The following is a 20,015-nucleotide window of genomic DNA, read 5'->3' on the forward strand; positions in this document are numbered from 1 at the left end:
CGGCACCGGGGGCCGCTCCGGCGCACTCTCGACCGTGGCCCCGCGTCCTGGCCGTGCTGACGCTCACCCCGCTGCTGCGGTACGCCGTCGCCCGGCACGGCGTACCCCCGGGAACCGACCGCCGGACCGGCTGCGACACCTGCGGCGCGCCGATCGGCCCGGCCCACCCGTGGCCGGCGCTCGGCCCGACCGCGCGCTGCGGCGGGTGCGGCGCCCGCGTCGGCGCGCCACCGGCCACCGTCGAGCTGGCCGCTGTGGCGGCCGTGGGCGTGCTGCTGGCCGGACCACCCGCCGTCGAGCTGGGCGCCGCCGCCTGGTGGCTGGCCTTCGCGGTGCCGCTGCTCTTCGTCGACATCGCCGTGCACCGGCTGCCCGACCGGCTCACCTGGCCGGCGGCGGTCGGCACCTGGCTGCTGCTCGGGGTGGCCGCGCTGACCGGCGCCGGGTCGGCGCCGTGGCTGCGCGCCATCGCCGCCGGGCTCGGACTGGCCCTCTTCTTCGCCGCCACCACCCTGCTGCTCGGCGCGCGGGGCTTCGGCATCGGCGATGCCAAGCTGGCGTTGAGCGCCGGCGCGCTGCTGGGCTGGTACGGCTGGAGCGTGCCCGTGCTCGGGTTGCTGCTGGCGTTGACGCTGTCCGGTCTGGTTGCCCTCGGGCTGCTGGTCACCCGGCGGGCCGGCTGGTCGACCCACCTGCCGTTCGGCCCGTACCTGGTGCTCGGCACGGTTGCCGCCCTCCTGCTCGTCCGCTGAGCGGAGGGAGGTGCGGTGCCGCTCCGCCGGGGTGTGCGGGCCGCTGCGGCGGGGAAATCTCGCTGCCGAGGTACCTGATTCCGCTGGAGGCACCGTGCACCGCACCCCAGACCGGCCGTCGCCGCACCCGGCCGAGCGGCACCCGGACGAGCCCGGTCACGACGAGCGTTGGCGGATCCGGCGGACCCGGGACGACCTGGACCGGCTCGGCGAGACCGAGTCGGTCTTCGCGTTGAGCAACGGCTGGCTGGGCTGGCGCGGCACCCTCGACGAGGGGGAGCCGATCGACATGCCGGGCAGCTACCTCAACGGGTTGCACGAACGCCGGGAGCTGACCTATCCCGAGGACGGCTACGCCTTCCCGCAGCTCAGCGACACGGTGATCAGCCCGCCGAACGCCACGCTCGTCCGGCTCGTGGTCGGCGGTGAGCCGCTGGACCTGCGGACCGGCACGCTGCGCCTGCACGAGCAGGTGCTGGACATGCGGGCCGGGGTGGTCGAACGGCTCACCGAATGGATTTCACCGGCCGGGCACGGGGTGCGGGTACGCAGCACCCGGCTGGTGTCGCTGCCCCGCCGCCGGGTGGCCGCCGTCGACTGGACGGTGGAACCCCTGGACGGCCCGGTCGAGGTGCGGATCCACGCGGACCTGCTGGCCAACGAGCGCGTACCGGAACGCGCCGACGACCCGCGCGCCGCCTCGCTGATCCACGAGCCGCTGATCGCGGAGCTGCACCGCGTCGACGGCGCCGACGGGGTGCTGGTGCACCGCACCGAGCGCAGCGGGCAGCGGGTCGCCGTCGCCGTCGCGCACCGGCCGACGGTTCCGGAGCACTTCGCCGCCGAACAGGACGCCACCTGGGACGTCACCCCGGACCGGATCCGGCTCACCCTCGCCGGGTCGCTGCGGCCGGGCGAGCGGGTACGGCTCACCAAGTTCGTGGCGTACGAGTGGGCACCCGTCGACGGCCCGTCGCCCGACGCGCTGGCCGGGGAGGTGCTGGCCGAGGTGGACGCCGCGCGTACGGAGGGATTCGAGGCCCTGCTCGCCGCGCAGCGTGCCGCCCTCGACGCCGCCTGGCGCACCGCGGACGTGCTGCTCGACGGCGACGACGAGTTGCAGCTGGCGATCCGGTTCGCGATGTTCCACCTGATCCAGGCGGGCCGTGCGGACGGCGACCGGGCCATCCCCGCCAAGGGGCTGACCGGCAACGGTTACGACGGGCACGTGCTCTGGGACACCGAGGAGTACGTGCTGCCGGTGCTGACGTACGTCGCCCCCGAGGTGGCCCGGTCGGCCCTGCGCTGGCGCCACGCGCACCTGCCCGAGGCGCTCGCACGCGCGGCGGAGCTGCGGCTGACCGGCGCGACCTTCCCGTGGCGAACCATCGGCGGCCGGGAATGCTCCGGCTACTGGCCGGCCGGCACGGCCGCGCTGCACGTCAATGCCGACATCGCCGACGCGGTGCTGCGCTACGTGGGCGCCACCGGCGACGAGGACTTCCTCGCCGGTGAAGGGCTGGACCTGCTGGTGGCCACCGCCCGGCTCTGGCACGGCTTCGGGCACTTCGCCGACGACGGCGCGTTCCACATCGTCGGCGTCACCGGCCCCGACGAGTACGCGGCGCTGGTCGACGACAATCTGTTCACCAACCTGATGGCCCGGCGGAACCTGCGCGGCGCGGCCGACGCCGTCGAGCGGCACCCCGCGGCGGCCGACCGGCTGGGCGTCGATCCGGTCGAGGCGGCCGGCTGGCGGGCCGCGGCGGCCGCGATGACCGTGCCGTACGACCCGAAGCGCGGGGTGCACCAGCAGGCAGCCGGCTTCACGGCCCAGCCGGAGTGGGACTTCGCCGGCACCGGCGACGAGGACTACCCGCTGCTGCTGCACTTCCCCTACCTGGAGCTGTACCGCCACCAGGTGGTCAAGCAGGCCGACCTGGTGCTGGCCATGCTGCGCTGCCCGGGCGAGTTCACCGCCGAGGAGAAGGCGGCCAACTTCGCCTACTACGAGGCGCGGACCGTCCGCGACTCGTCGCTGTCCGCCGCCCCGCAGGGGGTGCTCGCCGCCGAACTGGGTCACCTCGACCTGGCGTACGACCTGTTTGCCGAGTCGGTGTTGCAGGATCTCGAGGATCTCGGCGACAAGACCGGCGACGGGTTGCACCTGGCCTCGCTGGGCGGGGCCTGGCTGGCCCTGGCGCAGGGCTTCGGCGGGCTGCGTGACGACCGTGAACTGCTGTCGTTCGACCCCCGGCTGCCCGGCCGGATCGACCGGCTCGCGTTCAGTGTGCGCTGGCACGGTCACCGACTGCTGGTCACGCTGACCGCCGACGAGGCCCGCTACGAGCTGCCCGACGCCGGGCCCGGCACCGCCATCGAGCTGTGGCACCACGGCGAGCGGCTCCGGGTGACCGCCGGCGAGCCGACAACCCGTCCCATGCCTCGGGTACCCGACCCCGGTCCCGAGCCTCCCTCCCCGCCCGGCCGCCGCCCCGCCCGCCGCTGAGGCCGTGGTGTGCGGGCCCGGTCAACGGTGTGCGGCGCTAGGGTGTGCGGGTGCCTGAGCTGGAACGGCTTGCCGCCGAGCATGCCGACGCCCTGCTCGCGTTCGAGCGGGAGAACCGCGAATGGTTCGCGCGCTCGGTGCCGGATCGGGGCGACGACTACTTCGCCGAGTTCGCCGCCCGGCACGCCGCGCTCCTCACCGAGCAGGCCACCGGCCGGTGCCACTTCCACCTCCTGCTCGACGACGGGCAGGTGATCGGCCGGTTCAACCTGGTCGACGTGGCGGCGGGGGAGGCCGAGCTGGGCTACCGGGTGGCCCGCCGGGCCGCCGGGCGCGGGGTCGCCACCGACGGCGTACGGCGGGTGGCGACCCTCGCCCGCGAGGCGTACGGGCTGCGCCGGCTGACCGCCGCGACCACCATGGACAACGCCGCCTCGCTGGCGGTGCTGCGGCGCGTCGGGTTCATCCCGGCCGGCGGGGTGTCACTGGACGGGCGCCCCGGGCTGCGGCACGTGCTCACCCTGGTCGCCGAGGACTGACCCGCCGGACATCCGCTGCCGCACGGCGGCCAGCTCCTCGAAGGCGTACGCCCAGTTGTGGCACTTGAAGCTGCGCAGGCCCTCGATCGGTGAGCGACAGTCGGCGCAGCGCACCCCCGGGATGGCGTCGGGTAGACCGGTGTTGACGTAACGGCGGTCACCGAGGATCACCGTGGCGATCATCATCGGGTCGTGCACGCCCTTCAGGGCCGAGGAGACGATGTCGTACCAGGTGATCCGGCGACCGCACTTCGGGCAGTCCGGCTGGTCACCGCTGACCCAGAGCGGGGCGCCGATGGTGCGCGGTGGCATGTTGAGCAGCTTCTCGATCCGTCGTACATCGGACTCGGGTGTGGTCCAGCGGTGCCGGCCCGGCAGCGAGGCGGGCGAGTCGTAGACGGCCTGGAACAGGGCGGGGTCGACCTCGACGGTCTCGCGTTGGTTGGTCATCGGCGTCCCTCCCGGACTCTCGGCGCCCCCACCGTGGTCACCGGCGGGCGGCGGGCACAACCGGATCAACGACAGGGCGGGGCTTCCGGACCCCGAAGATGATCAGGTAGCCGAGAATCCAGAACTCGCCCACCGAGGCCGGGACCACCAGCAGGTCGGCGACGATCCCGGCCCCGGGAGCGAGGTACGCGACGAAGGCGCTGAGCACGTAGCCGGCGCCACCGGCGACGAGGATCCAGCCGAGGGGCCGGGGCAGCCACCCCGACCGGAGCACGCACCAGCCCATCGGTACGAGCCAGAGGCCGAAGAACAGCCCGCCCACGATCCACAGGTTGCCGCTGACGAGGTAGAGCAGCTGGACGGTGTCGGCGGCACCGCCGAGCGGGCCGGTCGCCACCTCGGTCGCGGTGGCGAGCAGGGCGGCGCTGCCCAGGATGGCGATGGCGTTGACCATGCCGAAGGCGGCGATGCTGCCGGCGGCGATGGCGTCGACCGTGCGGAACAGGCGGAAGAACCAGACGGCGGTGAGCGTCTGGGTGAGGACGATGAGCAGTTCCAGGGCGATCCCGACGCGCGCCAGCGACTCGTGGGCGACGAGGTTGCCGAGGGTCGCGCCGGCGTCGCCGGCCACGAAGAGCTGGGGGCGGACGGTGAGGAATCCCAGTGCCCCGGTGACGGCGAGAGCGAGGTAGAACAGCCCGGTCGTGCGGGCGGTGCGGGTCAGGGGGTGCATGGCGGCTCCTTCGGTGGGGTCGGCACCGGCGCGCCCCGACGACGGTTCGGGAAAGACGCGCCTTACGACGTAAGGCAACCATACGATGTAAGGTAAAGGAAGATGGGAAGCCGCATGGGAGCGAAGAAGCCTCGGGAGCCGTTGAGTCGTGACCGGGCGCTGACCGCCGCGATCGCGCTGGTGGACGCGGAGGGGCTGCCGGCGCTGACGATGCGCCGGCTCGCCGCCGGGCTCGGCGTCGAGGCGATGTCGCTCTACCACCACCTGCCCGGCAAGGAGGGCCTGCTCGACGGCCTCGCCGAAGCCGTCGTCGCCGAGATCGAGGCGGCGGCGGCCGGCCGGGCCGAGGCGAACACGGCCGGCGGAGACTGGCGTACCCGTCTGCGGCAACGCTTCCTCGCCGCCCGCGCGGTGATGCTGCGCCACCCGTGGGCGCCCGGGCTGCTCAGCTCGCGGCCGAACGTCCCCGCCGGGGTGTACGGCTACTACGACGGGATCATCGCCACCCTGCTCGACGGCGGATTCTCGTACCGGATCGCGCACCGGGCGCTGCACGCGTTCGGGAGCCTGGCGCTCGGCTTCGCCCAGGAGGTCTTCCAGCCGGCGGCGGCGGGCGGGGAGACCGACGTCGACGCCGCGGAGGCGGAACTGGCCGCGATGGCGGCGCACCTGCCCCACCTGACGGCGATGGTCGCCGCCGAGGTGCACGACGCCGCCGACCCCACGCTCGGCTGGTGCGACAGCCAGACCGAGTTCGAGTTCACCCTCGACCTGCTCTTCGACGGCCTCGACCGCGCTCGCGGCTGACGGCGGTGTCGCGGTCGAGGCTGGCGGCGGTGTCGCGGTCGGTCCGCTCGGGACGGACGCCGCTAGTGTCGCGTGATGCGTGACATCGAGAAGGTGGCGGAGACGTTCCGTACGGCGCGTGGGTTCGGCAGCTCTGCGCTGTACAGCCGACTGCTCGCGGTGGTCGCCGAGGACGAGGCACTGCTCCACCTGGCGGCGCGGACGCGGCACGGCCAGCAGCCGACGTTCGCGCTCTTCGGCGCCGTCCACCACCTGCTGCTAGGCGGCGTGCCCGACCCGCTGGCCGCGTACTACCCGTCGGTGGTCGGCGACTCCGCCCGCCCGGTCGACGAGGAGACCGGCCCCGCCTTCGCGCGCTTCTGCGCGGCGTACGCCGGCCAGATCGCGTCGCTGCTCGGCACGCGCCTCGTGCAGACCAACCACGTGCAGCGCGCCGTGGTGCCACGGCTCGGCCTGGCGCTCCTGCGCCGTACGACGCCGGGGCCGGTGTGCGTCGTCGAGGTGGGCTGCAGTGCGGGCCTGAACCTACGCGCCGATCGTTACGCCTTCACCGTCGGCGGCGCGAGCTACGGCGACCGCACCTCGCCGGTCCACATCGGGGTCGAGGTGCCGGAGGCCGACCTGCTGCCCGATCTGGATCAGCTACCCGAGATCGCGGACGCGGTCGGCATCGACCTCGCCCCGCCCGACCTCACCGACGAGGAGGACAGGGCATGGCTGCGCGCCCTCGTGTGGCCGGAGAACCGGCACCAGGCGGCGCAGTTGCGGGCGGCGATGGACGTCGTGGCGGCCGACCCGCCGCGGATCCTGGCCGGGAACGCCATCGAGATCGGCCCCGAGGCCGCGGCCACGCTCCCGCCCGGGCTGCCCCGGCTGGTCGTACACACCGCAACCCGCATCCACGTGCCGGCCGAGGAACGCCCGGCCTTCGACGCCGCGGTGGCCGCCTTCGGCACGGACGGTCCGATGCTGCATCTGGCGCTCGAGGACGATCAGCGCGTCGCACCCTCCGGACGGCCGGGCTACGGGCTGACCGCGACCGATGCGACCGGACGCCGGACCATCGCCGTCGCCGACGGCCACCTGGCCTGGCTGGAACCTCTCCCGGCTATCAACGACCCGCGCTGAGGACCAGGAACCGTTCGGTACGAGACCCTCCCTCTCCTCACCCTCCGTGCGGCCGTATGCACGATCAGTATGTGCTGGGTGACGGGTCGGGCGGGTCGCGCGATCATGGAGGCCGTTGACGGTCAGGGCTCGGCAGAGGAGAGGCGTCATGTCTGACAGCAGCCTGCGGCACCGCAAGGGGAAGATCACGCTCGTCGTCCGGGGGCCCGACCAGCGGGCACTCGCCGACCAGGTCGTGACGGTTGCCCAGCAGCGGCACGCCTTCGCCTTCGGAAACATCGGCTTCGACTTCGTCGACCTGGTGGGCGGCCCCGCTGCCGAGGGGTCCGTCGACGTCGAGCGCTTCGGCGGTCTGTGGCTCGACCTCTTCAACACCGCGACCCTGCCGTTCTACTGGGGCAGCTACGAGCCGCAGCGCGGCGCCACCGACGTCGAGCGCCTGACCAGGACGGCGCGATGGTTCGCCGACCGTGGCGTCACGGTCAAGGGGCATCCGCTCGTCTGGCACACCGTGCAGCCGTCGTGGCTGCTCGACCTCGACCTCGACGAGGTCGAACTGCTGCTGCGTGCCCGCATCCGTGACCTCGTCGGCGGGTTCGCCGGCGTCATCGACGTCTGGGACGCGATCAACGAGGCCGTGATCATGCCCATCTTCGCCAACGGGGACAACGCGATCACCCGGCTCGCCCGCGCCCGGGGCCGCATCCACATGGTGCGGCTGGCGTTCGAGGAGGCCCGCGCGGCCAACCCGGCGGCGACCCTGGTGCTCAACGACTTCGACCTCAGCTCGGCGTACGAATGCCTGATCGAGGGTGTGCTCGAAGCCGGCATCCGGATCGACGCGATCGGGTTGCAGACCCACATGCACCAGGGGTATCGGGGCGAGGAGTACATGCAGGACGTGCTCGACCGGTTCGCCCGCTACGGCCTGCCGCTGCACCTGACCGAGACCACGCTGGTCTCCGGCCACCTCATGCCACCCGAGATCGAGGATCTCAACGACTACCAGATCCCGGAGTGGCCGACGACCGCCGAGGGCGAGGCCCGGCAGGCCGACGAGGTGGTACGGCACTACCGGTCCCTGATCGCCCACCCGGCGGTCCAGTCGATCAACTACTGGGGAATCACCGACAACGGCGCATGGCTCGGCGCCCCCGCCGGCCTGCTCCGCGCCGACGGCAGCCCCAAGCCGTCGTACGACGCGCTCGACGCACTCGTCAACGGCGAGTGGTGGCTGCCACCCACCGCCATGCGTACCGGCACCGACGGCACCGTCACCGTGGAAGGGTTCCTCGGCGACTACACGCTCTCCGTCGGCGACCGCACGGCGCGGTTCACCATCGACGCCACCCCGACGACGGCCACGACAGACCTCGACTGACGGTAACGGCGGCTGATGATTCGCCCGCTGCGCTCGCTCAGCGGAGTTCGGGCGCTACCACCTCGGCGCGGGCGAACTCGGCGGCGAACCCGTCGTCACCCAGCGCAGTGCGCACGGCGGCGGTGACCAGTGCCAGCTCGTGCTGCTCGCTCGGTGGCGCCGGCACGCCCACCGACGCCCGTACGCCATCGGCCGCCCCGAGGGCCCGAGCCGCGTGGCCGTACCGGCCGGCCAGCGCGTACGCAGCCGCCAGTCGCTCCGTGGCCAGCGCCACCAGCCACCGGTTCCCGCTGGCGCGGGCCGCGGCGAGGCCGTCGTGGCACAGGTGCAGCGCGGCCTCGGCGTGACCGCGCTGGCCCGCGACGGCGCCGAGTTCGGTCAGGATCACCGCCACCCGGTCGTACGCCCGGCTGCCGCGGTTCCACTCCAGCCAACTGCGCAGATGCTCCTCGGCCCGGTCGAGGTCGGCCTCCCGGCGGGCGACGCACCCCAGCCCGACCTCGGCAAGCTCCATCGCCACCGTGACGAAGTGGTCGGTGGCCAGCCGCAGCGCCCGGTCGAAGTAGCCCCTCGCCGAGGCGTCGTCACCGGTCAGCAGCGCGATCCGGCCGAGGCCGGACAGGACAAACGACGCGTCCACCCACAGCCCCATCTCCTCGGCTATGCCCAGCGCCGTCCGGTGCAGCCGGTCCGCCTGCGCGTAGTCTCCGGTCAGGATGGCCAGATCACCGAGGTTGCTGGCGGCCATCGACTGACCCCACTGGTCCCCCAACTCGCGGAACCACGCCATGCTCTGCTCGCTGTCCCGCGTGGCCCCCGCGATGTCCTTACGCCGGTGCGCCTGGGAGCCGCGGACGGCCAGCGCCGCCGCCATCCCCCACCGGTCGCCGAGGGCCCGGAACGCCGACAGCGAGCGCTCGATCAGGTCGGCGCCGGCGGTCTCCGCGCCGGTGCCGACGCTGGTCAGGCAGTAGCCCAGCGTCCACTCGCTGCGGGCCCGGTCGAGTGGGTCGTCGAGCGCGTCGAGCGCGGAGAGCACCGTGCCGCGCTGGGTTTCCCAGTCGGTCTGGTCACCCGTTCCGAAGGCGAGCGCGGCGCGCCACACGACCGCCCGGGCGCGGAGGACGGCCGGCGCGGGGCCCGGGACCGCCAGCGCGGCGCCCAGCGACCGGTGCAACTCACCGAGCCGGCCGCGCAGGACCCAGTACCAGGTCAGCGCGTTACCCAGCCGTAGCGCCCGGGTCGCGTCCGGTAGCAGCGCCGCGCCGTCGAGCGCGGCCCGGAGGTTGGCGGTCTCGCCGTCCAGACGGTCCAGCCACTCGCGCTGCTCGGGTCCACGCAGGTGCTGATCGGCGCGCTCGGCCAGCCCGGTGTAGAAGCGCAGCTGCCGGGCGCGGGTGGCGAGGAGTTCCCCGGCCTCCTGGAGCCGCTCCAGGCAGTACGCCTGGACGGACTCCAGCAGCTTGAACCCGCGCTGGCCCCGCGGCCCGTCGACCACCATGACCAGGGAACGGTCCACCAACCGTGCCACCAGTTCGGGAATGTCACCCGGCTCGATGCGGTCATCCGCGCAGATGGCTTCGATCGCGGCCAGGGTGCTGCTCCCTGCCTGCGCTGCGAGCCGGCGCAGGAGCACGCGCTCGCCGCGCTCCAGCAGCTCCCAGCTCCAGTCGATCATCGCCCGGAGCGTCTGCTGGCGCGGTGGGGCGTGCCGGCGGCCTGCGGTCAGCAGCCGGAACCGGTCGTCGAGCCGGGCGGCCAGCTCGTGGACGCCGAGCGCGGGAACCCGGGCGGCGGCGAGCTCCAACCCCAGCGGGATGCCGTCCAGACGCCGGCAGATCGTCGCCACCGCTTCCGCGTTGCCCCGGTCGAGTGCGAATCCGGGCGCGGCCGCCGCCGCTCGGGCGACGAAGAGCCGCACGGCCGCGTACCGTCCGAGCGTCGCCGGGTCCACCTCCGTCGGGTCGAGGGGCGCGCCCAACGGCGGCACCGACCACACCACCTCGCCATCGACCCGCAGCGGCTCCTGGCTGGTGGCCAGGATGCGTAACTCGGGTGCGGCGGCCAGGAGCCGGTCGGCCAGCTCGGCGACCGGCCCGACCACGTGCTCGCAGTTGTCGAGGACGAGCAGCAGCTGCCGGTCGCTTAGCGCACCGACGAGCCGCTCGCTCGGGCCGGTATGCCCCCGCCCGCTCGGGCCGGTCGATCGGGCATCGTCGCGGATGTCCAGCGCGGTGGTCATCAGCTCGGGCACGCTGGCCTGGCCACCGCCGGTCGGCTGGCCGCCCTGGGCCCGCTGGTCGCCCTGTGCCGGCTGGTCGGCGAGGGCCAGCTCCACCAGCCGTACGCCGTCGGCCACGCTCGTGGCCAGCCGGGCGGCGACCTCCAGCGCCAGGCGGGTCTTCCCGACCCCGCCCGGCCCGGTGAGCGTGACCAGCCGGTTCGCCCGCAGCAGCGCGGCCACCTCCTCGACCGCCGAGGAGCGACCGACCAGCGCGGTGACCGGCGCGGGCAACGACGTGCCACGCACCGCCGGTGCCGGTGCGGATGCCGGTGCCGGCGCTGGCTCCAGCGCCGGGTCCTGCCGCAGGATCGCCTGGTGCAGCGCGGCGACCTGCGCGCCGGGATCGATGCCGAGCTCGTCGCGTAACCGTTGCCCCAGGTCGCGGTAGCTGGCCAGGGCCTCGCTCTGCCGGCCGGTCCGATACAGGGCACGCATGTGCAGCGCCCGCAGCCGCTCCCGCAACGGGTACCGGTCCACCAGGTCGCTCAGCTCGCCCACCAGCAGGAGGTCTTCACCCAGCTCCAGCCGGACCTCGGCCCGCTCCTCCAGGGCGACCAACCGCTGCTCCGCCAGGCTGATCACCTGTGACCGGACGAACGTCGCGTCGGCGAAGTCGGCCAGCGCCGACCCTCGCCACAGCGCGAGGGCGTCGGCGAGCAGGCCGGCCCTGGCCCTCGCAGCGCCAGTCGCCTGGGCCTCCGCGAGCAGGTCCTGGAACCGGCTGGCGTCGAGTTGTTCGGCGGCTATCTGGAGCACGTACCCCGGCGGCCGGTAGGCCACCAGCGCCCGCCCGCCGGGCTCGGCCGCCTCCAGCGCGCGCCGCAGCGCGGACACTCTCCCCTGCAGGGCGTTGGCGGGATTGTCCGGCAACCGCTCGCCCCACAGATCGTCGATCAGGCGTTCCGCGGGTACCGCCCGGCCGGCGTGGACCAGCAGGTCGGCCAAGAGCGCCCGGGTCTTGAGTTCGGGCACCGTGACCAGGTCTCCGGCATCGGTCCACACCGCCAGCGGACCGAGGATTCCGAAGCGCATGGCTGTCACGCTAACCGAGCCCGGCGGCCGCCAGGACCGAGCCCGGCTGACCGCCACGACCGAGCCTGCCGCCAGGACCAACAGCGGACCGGCAGCGACACCACAGTCGTCCCGCAGGACCCCGGACGAGGCTGTCACGAGCTGCCGAGTCGAAGGAGTCCGACATGTCGGTGACCAGCCCGCCCACACCTGGCGGCCGTGCCGGGAAGCGGGAATGGCTCGGTCTGGGCGTCCTGTTCCTGCCGGTACTGCTGTTGGCGCTGGACAACACCGTCCTGTTCCTGGCACTACCGCACCTGAGCGCGGATCTCCTGCCCGACGGGGCAGAGATGTTGTGGATCATGGACATCTACGGCTTCATGATGGCCGGATTCCTGATCACCTTCGGTACGCTCGGCGACCGGATCGGCCGCCGCCGGCTGCTCCTCGTCGGGGCGGTCGCCTTCGGCCTCGCCTCGCTTGCCGCGGCCTACTCCACCAGCGCGACGATGCTCATCGTGACCCGGGCGCTGCTGGGGATCAGCGCCGCCACCCTGATGCCTTCCAGCCTCGCGCTGCTCAGCGTCATGTTCACCGACCGCAAGCAACGTGCCTTCGCCATCGGCGTCTGGATGGCGGCGTTCTCCGGTGGCGCCATCCTCGGCCCGGTGGTCGGCGGAGCGCTGCTCGAGTGGTTCTGGTGGGGCTCGGTGTTCCTGCTCGGAGTGCCCGTCATGGTCCTGCTGCTGGCGCTGGGGCCGGTGCTGCTGCCGGAGTATCGCCACCCGCAGGCCGGGACCGTGGACCTGCGCAGCGTGCTGCTCTCGTTGGCGGCGATCCTGCCGTTCATGTACGGCTTCAAGGAGCTGGCCAAGGATGGCTTCGCCGCCGTACCGATCCTGTTCGTCATCCTCGGTGTCGGGTTCGGGCTGGTGTTCGTCCGGCGCCAGCTGAGCCTCGCCGACCCGTTGCTGGACCTGCGGCTGTTCACCAACCGCTCGTTCAGCACCGCGCTGGCGATCGTGCTGATCGGCATGGCGAGCATCGGCGGGGTCTATCTGTTCGTCACCCAGTACCTGCAACTCGTCGCGGGCCTGTCGCCGCTGCGCGCCGGACTGACCCTCATGCCCGCCGCCCTGATCGAGATGACCGTCTCCGTCCTCATCCCACTGGTGGCCCGCCGGCTGCCGCCCCCGTATCTGGTGGCGGCCGGGCTGCTCGCCATGGCCGCTGGCCTGCTGGTCCTCACCCAGGTCGACAGCGCACCGGGCCTCGGGCTGCTGCTCTCCGGCATGGTCGTGGTCTTCCTGGGCACCGCGCCGATGATGGTGCTCACCACCGACATGGTCATCGCCACCGCGCCGCCGGAGAAGGCCGGCTCGGCGGCAGCCCTGCCCGAGACGAGCGGCGAGTTCGGCATCGCCGTGGGGGTCGCCACCCTGGGTAGCCTCGGGACCGTCGTCTACCGCAACCAGGTGTCGGACAGCCTCCCGGCCGAGCTGCCGCCGGCAGCGGCGGAGTCCGCGCGGGACAGCCTCGCCGGTGCGATGTCGGCGGCCGAACAGCTACCCGGCTCGCTGGGAGCCGACGTGCTCGACACCGCTCGCGCGGCCTTCACCAGCGGATTCAACGTCGCCGCCGGGGTGAGCGCGGTACTGCTGATCATCCTGGCCGGGCTGACGGTGACGCTGCTGCGCCACGTACGCCCGCTCGGTGAGGCGTCGGCTGGCCACGCCGCCGACCAGCCCGAACCGGCCGCCTACGAGGAGAGGACGAAGCGGTGACGATCCTGGTGACCGGGGCGACCGGACACGTCGGCCGCGAGCTGATCGTCGCGCTGCTGCGCCGGGGCGAGCCGGTACGCGCGTTGACCCGCTTCCCGGAGACGGCGCGGCTGCCGGCCGGTGTCGAGGTGGTCGGAGGCGATCTCGCCGACCCGGACGGACTCGGTCCGGCCCTGCGCGGCGTGACCGCCGTGCACCTGATCACACGCGACTTCATCGAGGACACGTTGGGCGGTGACGACTACCACGGCGGGCAGACCCCGCCAGCGGTGGTCGACCTGATCAGCCGGGCCGGCGCCCGCCGGGTCACCCTGCTGACCAGCGGCGACCCCGGACCGGTGGAACACGCGGCCGAGCACAGTGACGTCGAGTGGACCCGCCTGCTGCCCCAGGAGATCATGACGAACGTGCTGGAGTGGGCGGCCGAGTCCATCCGCGCCGACGGGGTGGTCCGAGAGCCCTTCGCCGACCGGCCGAGCGCCGTGCTCCACGAGGCCGACATCGCCGAGGTCGCCGCGATCGCCCTGGTCGACGGGGGTCACGCCGGCAGGAGCTACACCCTGACCGGACCGGAGGTGCTGTCCCCCCGCGAGATGATCCGTACGATCGGCGCGACGCTCGACCGGCACATCCCGTTCATCGAGTTGACCGAGGAAGAGGCGCGTCAGCGGTGGCGGGCGTCGGGCTACGCCGAGGAACTCATCGACTTCATGGTCGCGTGGTTCACCGATACTCCCGTCGAGGGACGCACGGTGTCGCCGGCCGTGGAAGAGGTGACCGGCCGGCCCGGGCGCACCTTCGCCCAGTGGGCGGCCGCGCACGCCGCCGCGTTCCGGCCCTGAGGCGGCCCGCCGGTGCGTCGAGGCGAAGAGTGGGAACCGACAAAGTACGGTTGCCACGCTGGCGTATTCCGATTCATAATCGTCAATGACAGAGCTGGACGTCGAGGCTGAGGGCGGCCTCAACGTGATCCCGCCCGTGTGTGGCAGTGAGTTTCGTCCGGGTGTGCTGTATGTGACCTGGCAGGATCAGGCAGCTCCGCCGGAGTAACCCACCGACTCCGCCTGGAGGGATCATGCGCATCAATCGCTATCGATCGCGGCTGTTATCGGCCGCGGCGGTGACCGTGCTCGCCGTGACCGGGGGTATGGCCGTCTCACTCACCCCCGCACACGCCGCCACCGGTTGCGGCGTCACCTACTCGGTCGACGCCCAGTGGTCGGGCGGCTTCACCGGAAACGTGACGCTGACCAATCTCGGGGATCCGGTCAGCTCATGGACGCTGACCTGGACGTTCGCCAGTGGCCAGCAGGTCAGTCAGGCCTGGAACTCGACCGTTTCGCAGAGCGGCAGCCAGGTCACCGCACGCAGCGTCAGCCACAACGGAAGCCTCGCCACCGGGGCGAGCGCCTCGTTCGGCTTCAACGGGACGTGGAACGGCAGCAACCCGGTGCCGGCCAGCTTCGCCATGAACGGCACGACCTGCACGGGCGCGCCGTCGACCGGCAATCCGACCCCGACCCCCACCAATCCGCCGCCCAGCACCCCGCCCCCCACCAATCCGCCGCCCAGCACCCCACCGCCCAGCAACCCGCCGGGCAACCCGAACTGGGGACAGGGGCTGCCGCCGGCGGGGGCGCAGACCAGCCAGGCGTACGACCGGATCCGCAACGGGACCGACTACACGCCGCGCAGCGGCGAGTGCTCGACGGACATCCACGCGCGCTACTGGACGTACGGTCCCGACGGGAAGGTCTACCCCACCTGGCACCCGACCCGCGACTCGAGCGGGTGCAACTTCGGGCACGAGCACGGTGACGACCCGCGACCGTCCGACCTGTTCTCCACCGCCGGGTGGCCGGCCTTCGGCTACACCAGCGAGGTGATGGCGTCGACGCTCCCCGCGAGCAGTCAGCGGCACGAGGACCACGTCGGGCACAAGGTGCTGACGGTCAACAACGTCAATGTCATCCAGGGTGACAACGGCACCAGCTTCTTCCCACCGCAGGGCACCACCATCGCCGTCTGCGACGTGCTACTCAAGTTCCACCAGGGCACCCACTCGAAGGACGCCTTCACCAACAACATCCACGAGCTGATCTACAACAGCCGGTGCCAGCAGAGCAACGGCGGGGCGGTCACCGAGGCCAGGTTCAGCCTGATGATTCCGATCGGCCGGGCCGGCGGGTTCAGTCCCAGCGAATGCCCGGGCTTCGGCGGCCAGTTCATCAACGTCGGGCCCGCGGTGCCGGCGGACTCGCCGTCGGAGAGCCGGTCGCTCGGCCGTCTGATCACCGAGCCGGGTTGCGTGCAGGCGATCCGGGAGGGCCGTACCCACCGCGATCCGCTCTACCCCAACCCGGTGCCGTTCACGGTGTCCGACATGGACGACTTCTGGTTCTCCGACTTCCAGGTCACCGGTTCCGGGCTGAACTTCCGCCTTGCACCGCTGTTCTACGTGGTCAACCCGGCGCGCTACTACGACCCGGCCAAGCCCGACCGGCTGGGGCGGATCGTGGACCTGTGCTACACGGACCTCGCGGGTGGCGACTACTGTGACCAGGCTCGGCGGGTCACTCAGCAGACCGGGCAGCAGCTCGCCTGGGACGACTCGCGCTCGCCGTTCAAGGGCACCCTGCGGGAGTTCCGGCCGGGCTTCTTCGTGGTGCAGAACAGCGGCCCGAGCACGGTGTACACCGACGCGTACGGCCGCAACGTCTCCAGCACACCGTTCAACGGCTCGATCCAGCAGTACTTCTCGGGCAACTCCGCCACGCAGCTCTTCGTCCGAGGTGCGACGAGGGACTGGGGCGCCGATCACATCCACGCGCCGAACTGAGTAACCCCGCTGGTGGGAGGGCCTGCGGCGGAGACATCCGCCGTGGGCCCTCCGCCGTGGAGGCGCAGCGCCGGTCGACTGGGCGCCGGCAGGCGGTCAGGCGAGGCGGGTCATCCAGCCGTACGGATCGGCGGCCCGACCGTACTGGATGTCCATCAGCTGGCGACGCACCCGCATCGCCACCGAGTCGTCGGCGCCGGTCATCGGCGCGGTCACCTCGCCACCCTCCCAGACCAGCCGGCCAACCGGGGTCACCACGGCGCCGGTGCCGCAGGCGAAGACCTCGGTGATCGCGCCGGTGGCCGCGCCCTCCTGCCACTCCGAGATGGCCACCGGGCGTTCCTCGACCTCCAGCCCCAGCTCCTTGGCGAGGATGAGGATCGACCCACGGGTGACGCCCTCAAGGATCGTGCCGAGCTCGGGCGTGACGATCCGGCCGTCAGCGGTCACGAAGAAGAGATTCATGCCGCCGAGTTCCTCGACGTACCGGCCCTCCGCGGCGTCCAGGAAACAGACCTGCTCGCACTGATGCGCGGCCGCCTCGATCATCGGAGCCAGACTGGCGGCGTAGTTGCCGCCGCACTTGGCCTCGCCGGTCCCCCCGCGCGCGGCTCGGGTGTACGTCGAGGAAAGCCAGATCGAGACGGGCTTGACCCCGCCGGAAAAGTACGCGCCCACCGGGCAGGCGATCACCATGAAGGTGACCTCGTTGGCGGGGCGGACGCCCAGGAACGGCTCGGACGCGAACATGAAGGGCCGCAGGTAGAGGCTGTTCTCACCCTCCTGCGGAACCCAGACCTGATCGGCGGCGACGAGCCCTTCGATCGCCGCCATGAAGTCGGGCACCGGCAGCTCCGGCAATGCCAGCCGCTGCGCCGAGCGGGCGAAGCGCTCGCCATTGGCCGCCGGCCGGAACGACCAGATCGACCCGTCAGCGTGCCGGTACGCCTTCATCCCCTCGAAGATCTCCTGCGCGTAGTGCAAGACCGCCGCCGCCGGATGCATGGGTATCGGGCCGAACGGGATGATCTCGGAATCCTGCCAGCCGCCGTCCGGCGTCCACACCGCCCGCGCCATGTGGTCGGTGAAATGCCGGCCGAAGCCGGGGTCGGCCATGATCTCGGCCCGCCGCGTCGGGTTCACCGGGTTCGGGTTCAACTGCAAGGCAAACCGTAAACTCATGGCTGTTCCTCAATGCGTCGGGTGGCTCGTGCAGGATACCCGCGCTTCGCCGGTCAGCAGAGCCCGGCGCGGCTCGTCGTCACGTCGTACCACCTGGTCTTCACAATGGGCGGTGGTCAGGCGGGCGGACCCGGCAGGGCGCCGTTCGGTCTCCGCCAGAGTTCCTCGTCCTACGTCCCGTGCTCGAGGTCCGGGCGGTGCACCTCGCGGCGGTAGCCGCTGAGGGTCAACCCCAGGGCCGCCCGGAACTCGTTGGCCAGGTGGGCATGATCGGTGTAGCCGAGCTCTGCGGCGACCTCCGCCAGGCTCCCACTGGGTTCGGCGCGGAGCCGGTCGGCCGCCTCCTGGAGACGGCGCCGTCGGATCATCGCCACCGGCGACAACCCGACGTAGCGGCGAGCCAGTCGTTGCAGCGTCCGGACCGACACGTGCAGGTGCCCGGCCACGTCCCCGGCGGTCAACACCGCCGGGTCGGTGTCGATGATCTCGGCCATGGCGTTGGCCAACAGGGCCTCCGGGGAGGGCGCCGGGACGGTCTCACACAGCAGGTCGGTGAAGGCCTCGACGGCGTGGCGGTGACGGGCCTGCTGGTTCCCCGGGCCGGTCATCGCCCCGGACACCACAGCGTGCAGGGTCGGCAGCGGCATCGACCGATAGGAGTCGCGCAGGGCCGTGGGATCGTCGGTGAACGCCGGCACCGCCGCCGGTCGCAGGAGGGCGCCGACCGCCCACCCGGTCCCCGTCAGGTCGCGATGCGAGGCTCGGGTGGTGGGGCCGGCGAAGCCGACGGCATGCGGCTCGACCACCAGGTTGCAGGCGGGAAAGGAGATCAGATGCTGCCGTGAGGACCGGCCCGGGGCGATCCGCCATTCCGGGATCCAGAACCAGCGCACCAACGCCGCCACCCGCTCGGGCGCCGCGACCCGATGAAACGTCGGCAGCCGCGCCGGGTACAGGATGCCCCGAGATGCCAGGCTCACCGCCCCACGGTACGAGATGTCGCGCATTTCCAAGCCCGCCCGCGCCCACGTCGGTACGGTCACGTTCCATGACCGAGTCGACCATGGCCGCCACCGGCGAGCACACCACCAACGGCATTCCGCACGGCACGACCACCCTGACCCCGTTCCTGGCCGTCCCCGACGCGCGAGGCGCGATCGACTTCTACCGGGACGTGTTCGGGGCCCGGGTCGTGGACGTGACGGAGATGTCCGGGATCGTCGCGCACGCCGTGCTCGACTTCGGCAACGGGCTGCTGCAACTTGGTGAGCCGATGCCCGACTACGGCCTCGTCGCCCCGCCCGAGGGAGACAAGGACTGCTACTCCATCGGCCTCTACTGTTCTGACGCCGACGCCCTCGTCGCCCGCGCCGAGGCGGCCGGTGCCACCATCCGCGAGCCACTCTCCACCTTCGTATCCGGTGACCGCTTCGCCAGCATCCGGGATCCGTTTGGAGTGCGGTGGTCGATCATGACCCGGGTCGAGGACCTCTCGGAGGAGGAGAGCGCCCGCCGGGTCGCCGAGTGGGCCAAGCAACAGGCCTGATTGCGGCGTACGCCTACCTGGAGGTCAGCTGCTGCGCCAGCCGATCCAGGCCGCTCTTGATCAGCTGCGCGTACTCGTCGTCGCCCAGCGCGCCGATCCCCGCCTGCGCACGCTGGAGGCAGTCGCGGGCCCGGTCGAGATCGCCGAGCTTGCGATAGCACTCACCCAGATTGAGGTGCAGCGACGGATACAGGCCGGCCACCGGCAGCGTCACCCCGGCCTGCGCTACCCGGGCATCGGTGAGCATGTCGGCCGCGGCCAGCGCCCGCTGATCCCAGACCAGTTCCTCGTGGACGTCGTCCTGCACGTCGGCCATCGCGTGCGCGAGGACGCACACGTGCAGAGGATCGCCGCGCTCCCCGCCGATCTCATCCCAGATCTGCGCGAAGAGGTCCCGAGCAGCCTCCCGCTGGCCCTGATGATGATGCAGCTGCACCCCTTGGTTGATGTGGGCGAGCGTTGCATGGTGATCATCTGCTACTCCCGCACGACTCACCCACAACGACCTCCGGATCCTACTTCTCCCGCCCACCCCCACCACCCCACCCGGACCCCACCCCGTTGATCATGGAGTTAGCGGGGACTTCGATCTCCAGAACACCCGCCAACTTCATGATCGACGGCGATGAAGATGGAGAGGTGGAGGGGCAAGGAGCCGACGTTGCTGTCGCTGGGAGATTGCGGCAGATCCGAACACGAGTGCGCACCACGCACCTGTTCGCACTGCCGCGATCATTGATGCGATTGCCGCCTCCCCTCATGATTATGATCAAGGGAACCACTGCTCCGACGGCGGAGAAGAATTCACTCGCGGTCTGAAACACGACTGTCCACTGGTGCATGACGACCCCCTGCTGGTAAGTGGCCGCCCGACCCCGGCTGACCGAAACCAGGTTGAGCTGGGCGGATGCTTTTGGTCGAGAGCTCCGGAGGAGGCCGGAGAAAATGGGAATGCTCCGGAGGCCTGAAGCCGGCGGTATGGCGCTGGCCGAAGACGATTCGTACCCTGTTCCGGGACGTCCGGGGTCGATGGTGGGAGGGGTTGATAGCGCTGGCCACCACCCCCCTCC

The 20,015-nt window shown here is 72.0% G+C and carries 16 protein-coding genes; 10 read left to right on the forward strand and 6 right to left on the reverse strand.

All coding sequences use genetic code 11. The annotated features are described in order from the left end of the window. The first annotated feature begins 47 nt into the window (after positions 1 to 47). The 3 genes from O7615_RS13810 to O7615_RS13820 all read left to right on the forward strand — a co-directional run bounded on the left by O7615_RS13810 (position 48) and on the right by O7615_RS13820 (position 3,800). Positions 48 to 752, forward strand: a complete 705-nt coding sequence (locus O7615_RS13810; protein WP_278182095.1) for an A24 family peptidase — start codon at positions 48 to 50, stop codon at positions 750 to 752. A gap of 175 nt (positions 753 to 927) precedes the next feature. Further along, the gene (locus tag O7615_RS13815; RefSeq protein ID WP_278182096.1) at positions 928 to 3,261 is read left to right on the forward strand and encodes a glycosyl hydrolase family 65 protein; all 2,334 of its coding nucleotides are present in this window, start codon (positions 928 to 930) and stop codon (positions 3,259 to 3,261) included. Between the two features lie 50 nt (positions 3,262 to 3,311). Beyond that, the gene (locus O7615_RS13820) at positions 3,312 to 3,800 is read left to right on the forward strand and encodes a GNAT family N-acetyltransferase (protein WP_278177913.1); all 489 of its coding nucleotides are present in this window, start codon (positions 3,312 to 3,314) and stop codon (positions 3,798 to 3,800) included. On the opposite strand, the gene O7615_RS13825 is transcribed toward O7615_RS13820, so the two are convergent. Together O7615_RS13825 and O7615_RS13830 are read right to left on the reverse strand one after the other, a co-directional pair. Next, positions 3,744 to 4,250: a hypothetical protein gene (locus O7615_RS13825; protein ID WP_278177914.1), complete on the reverse strand. Its 507-nt coding sequence runs from the start codon at positions 4,248 to 4,250 to the stop codon at positions 3,744 to 3,746. The two genes, O7615_RS13820 and O7615_RS13825, sit on opposite strands and share 57 nt — an antisense overlap. A 37-nt stretch (positions 4,251 to 4,287) precedes the next feature. Next, positions 4,288 to 4,983 (reverse strand): DUF4386 domain-containing protein, encoded by a 696-nt coding sequence (locus O7615_RS13830; RefSeq protein WP_278177915.1) that lies wholly within the window; start codon positions 4,981 to 4,983, stop codon positions 4,288 to 4,290. A 102-nt stretch (positions 4,984 to 5,085) separates the two neighbouring features. Here O7615_RS13830 and O7615_RS13835 point away from each other — a divergent pair, with 102 nt between their 5' ends. The 3 genes from O7615_RS13835 to O7615_RS13845 all read left to right on the forward strand — a co-directional run bounded on the left by O7615_RS13835 (position 5,086) and on the right by O7615_RS13845 (position 8,299). After that, complete coding sequence (locus tag O7615_RS13835; RefSeq protein WP_278177916.1) at positions 5,086 to 5,790, forward strand: TetR/AcrR family transcriptional regulator C-terminal domain-containing protein; 705 nt, start codon at positions 5,086 to 5,088, stop codon at positions 5,788 to 5,790. Positions 5,791 to 5,865: 75 nt separating this feature from the next. Next, the gene (locus tag O7615_RS13840; RefSeq protein WP_278177917.1) at positions 5,866 to 6,918 is read left to right on the forward strand and encodes a DUF2332 domain-containing protein; all 1,053 of its coding nucleotides are present in this window, start codon (positions 5,866 to 5,868) and stop codon (positions 6,916 to 6,918) included. A gap of 148 nt (positions 6,919 to 7,066) precedes the next feature. Continuing rightward, positions 7,067 to 8,299, forward strand: a complete 1,233-nt coding sequence (locus tag O7615_RS13845) for an endo-1,4-beta-xylanase (RefSeq protein WP_278177918.1) — start codon at positions 7,067 to 7,069, stop codon at positions 8,297 to 8,299. Positions 8,300 to 8,336: 37 nt separating this feature from the next. Here O7615_RS13845 and O7615_RS13850 read toward each other — a convergent pair whose 3' ends face one another. Continuing rightward, positions 8,337 to 11,615 (reverse strand): BTAD domain-containing putative transcriptional regulator, encoded by a 3,279-nt coding sequence (locus O7615_RS13850; protein ID WP_278177919.1) that lies wholly within the window; start codon positions 11,613 to 11,615, stop codon positions 8,337 to 8,339. A gap of 164 nt (positions 11,616 to 11,779) precedes the next feature. On the opposite strand from O7615_RS13850, the gene O7615_RS13855 reads away from it, so the two are divergent. The 3 genes from O7615_RS13855 (at position 11,780) to O7615_RS13865 (ending at position 16,217) form a co-directional block, all read left to right on the forward strand. After that, positions 11,780 to 13,378 (forward strand): MFS transporter, encoded by a 1,599-nt coding sequence (locus tag O7615_RS13855; protein WP_278177920.1) that lies wholly within the window; start codon positions 11,780 to 11,782, stop codon positions 13,376 to 13,378. Next, positions 13,375 to 14,220 (forward strand): NAD(P)H-binding protein, encoded by an 846-nt coding sequence (locus tag O7615_RS13860; protein ID WP_278177921.1) that lies wholly within the window; start codon positions 13,375 to 13,377, stop codon positions 14,218 to 14,220. Before O7615_RS13855 ends, O7615_RS13860 begins: the two co-directional genes overlap by 4 nt. A 293-nt stretch (positions 14,221 to 14,513) precedes the next feature. Beyond that, a complete protein-coding gene (locus tag O7615_RS13865) occupies positions 14,514 to 16,217 on the forward strand; it encodes a cellulose-binding domain-containing protein (RefSeq protein ID WP_278177922.1) in 1,704 nt (567 codons plus the stop codon). Between the two features lie 96 nt (positions 16,218 to 16,313). On the opposite strand, the gene O7615_RS13870 is transcribed toward O7615_RS13865, so the two are convergent. After that, complete coding sequence (locus tag O7615_RS13870; RefSeq protein WP_278177923.1) at positions 16,314 to 17,399, reverse strand: branched-chain amino acid aminotransferase; 1,086 nt, start codon at positions 17,397 to 17,399, stop codon at positions 16,314 to 16,316. Between the two features lie 170 nt (positions 17,400 to 17,569). Then, the gene (locus O7615_RS13875; RefSeq protein WP_347405126.1) at positions 17,570 to 18,340 is read right to left on the reverse strand and encodes a helix-turn-helix transcriptional regulator; all 771 of its coding nucleotides are present in this window, start codon (positions 18,338 to 18,340) and stop codon (positions 17,570 to 17,572) included. 107 nt (positions 18,341 to 18,447) lie between these two features. Here O7615_RS13875 and O7615_RS13880 point away from each other — a divergent pair, with 107 nt between their 5' ends. Next, positions 18,448 to 18,945, forward strand: coding sequence for a VOC family protein (locus tag O7615_RS13880; RefSeq protein ID WP_278177924.1), 498 nt, complete (start codon positions 18,448 to 18,450; stop codon positions 18,943 to 18,945). A 13-nt stretch (positions 18,946 to 18,958) separates the two neighbouring features. On the opposite strand, the gene O7615_RS13885 is transcribed toward O7615_RS13880, so the two are convergent. Further along, entirely contained in the window at positions 18,959 to 19,441 is a 483-nt protein-coding gene (locus O7615_RS13885) for a tetratricopeptide repeat protein (protein ID WP_278177925.1), read from the reverse strand. Positions 19,442 to 20,015 lie beyond the last annotated feature (574 nt).

The sequence above is a fragment of the Micromonospora sp. WMMD1082 genome, assembly GCF_029626175.1.
Classification (GTDB): Bacteria; Actinomycetota; Actinomycetes; order Mycobacteriales; family Micromonosporaceae; genus Micromonospora.

What these genes read in the sequence shown, in the direction of transcription:
- O7615_RS13825 (WP_278177914.1), bottom strand. Translation starts at nt 4,250, where the DNA reads ATGACCAACCAACGCGAGACCGTCGAGGTCGACCCCGCCCTGTTCCAG.
- O7615_RS13830 (WP_278177915.1), bottom strand. Translation starts at nt 4,983, where the DNA reads ATGCACCCCCTGACCCGCACCGCCCGCACGACCGGGCTGTTCTACCTC.
- O7615_RS13835 (WP_278177916.1), top strand. Translation starts at nt 5,086, where the DNA reads ATGGGAAGCCGCATGGGAGCGAAGAAGCCTCGGGAGCCGTTGAGTCGT.
- O7615_RS13840 (WP_278177917.1), top strand. Translation starts at nt 5,866, where the DNA reads ATGCGTGACATCGAGAAGGTGGCGGAGACGTTCCGTACGGCGCGTGGG.
- O7615_RS13845 (WP_278177918.1), top strand. Translation starts at nt 7,067, where the DNA reads ATGTCTGACAGCAGCCTGCGGCACCGCAAGGGGAAGATCACGCTCGTC.
- O7615_RS13850 (WP_278177919.1), bottom strand. Translation starts at nt 11,615, where the DNA reads ATGCGCTTCGGAATCCTCGGTCCGCTGGCGGTGTGGACCGATGCCGGA.
- O7615_RS13855 (WP_278177920.1), top strand. Translation starts at nt 11,780, where the DNA reads ATGTCGGTGACCAGCCCGCCCACACCTGGCGGCCGTGCCGGGAAGCGG.
- O7615_RS13870 (WP_278177923.1), bottom strand. Translation starts at nt 17,399, where the DNA reads ATGAGTTTACGGTTTGCCTTGCAGTTGAACCCGAACCCGGTGAACCCG.
- O7615_RS13880 (WP_278177924.1), top strand. Translation starts at nt 18,448, where the DNA reads ATGACCGAGTCGACCATGGCCGCCACCGGCGAGCACACCACCAACGGC.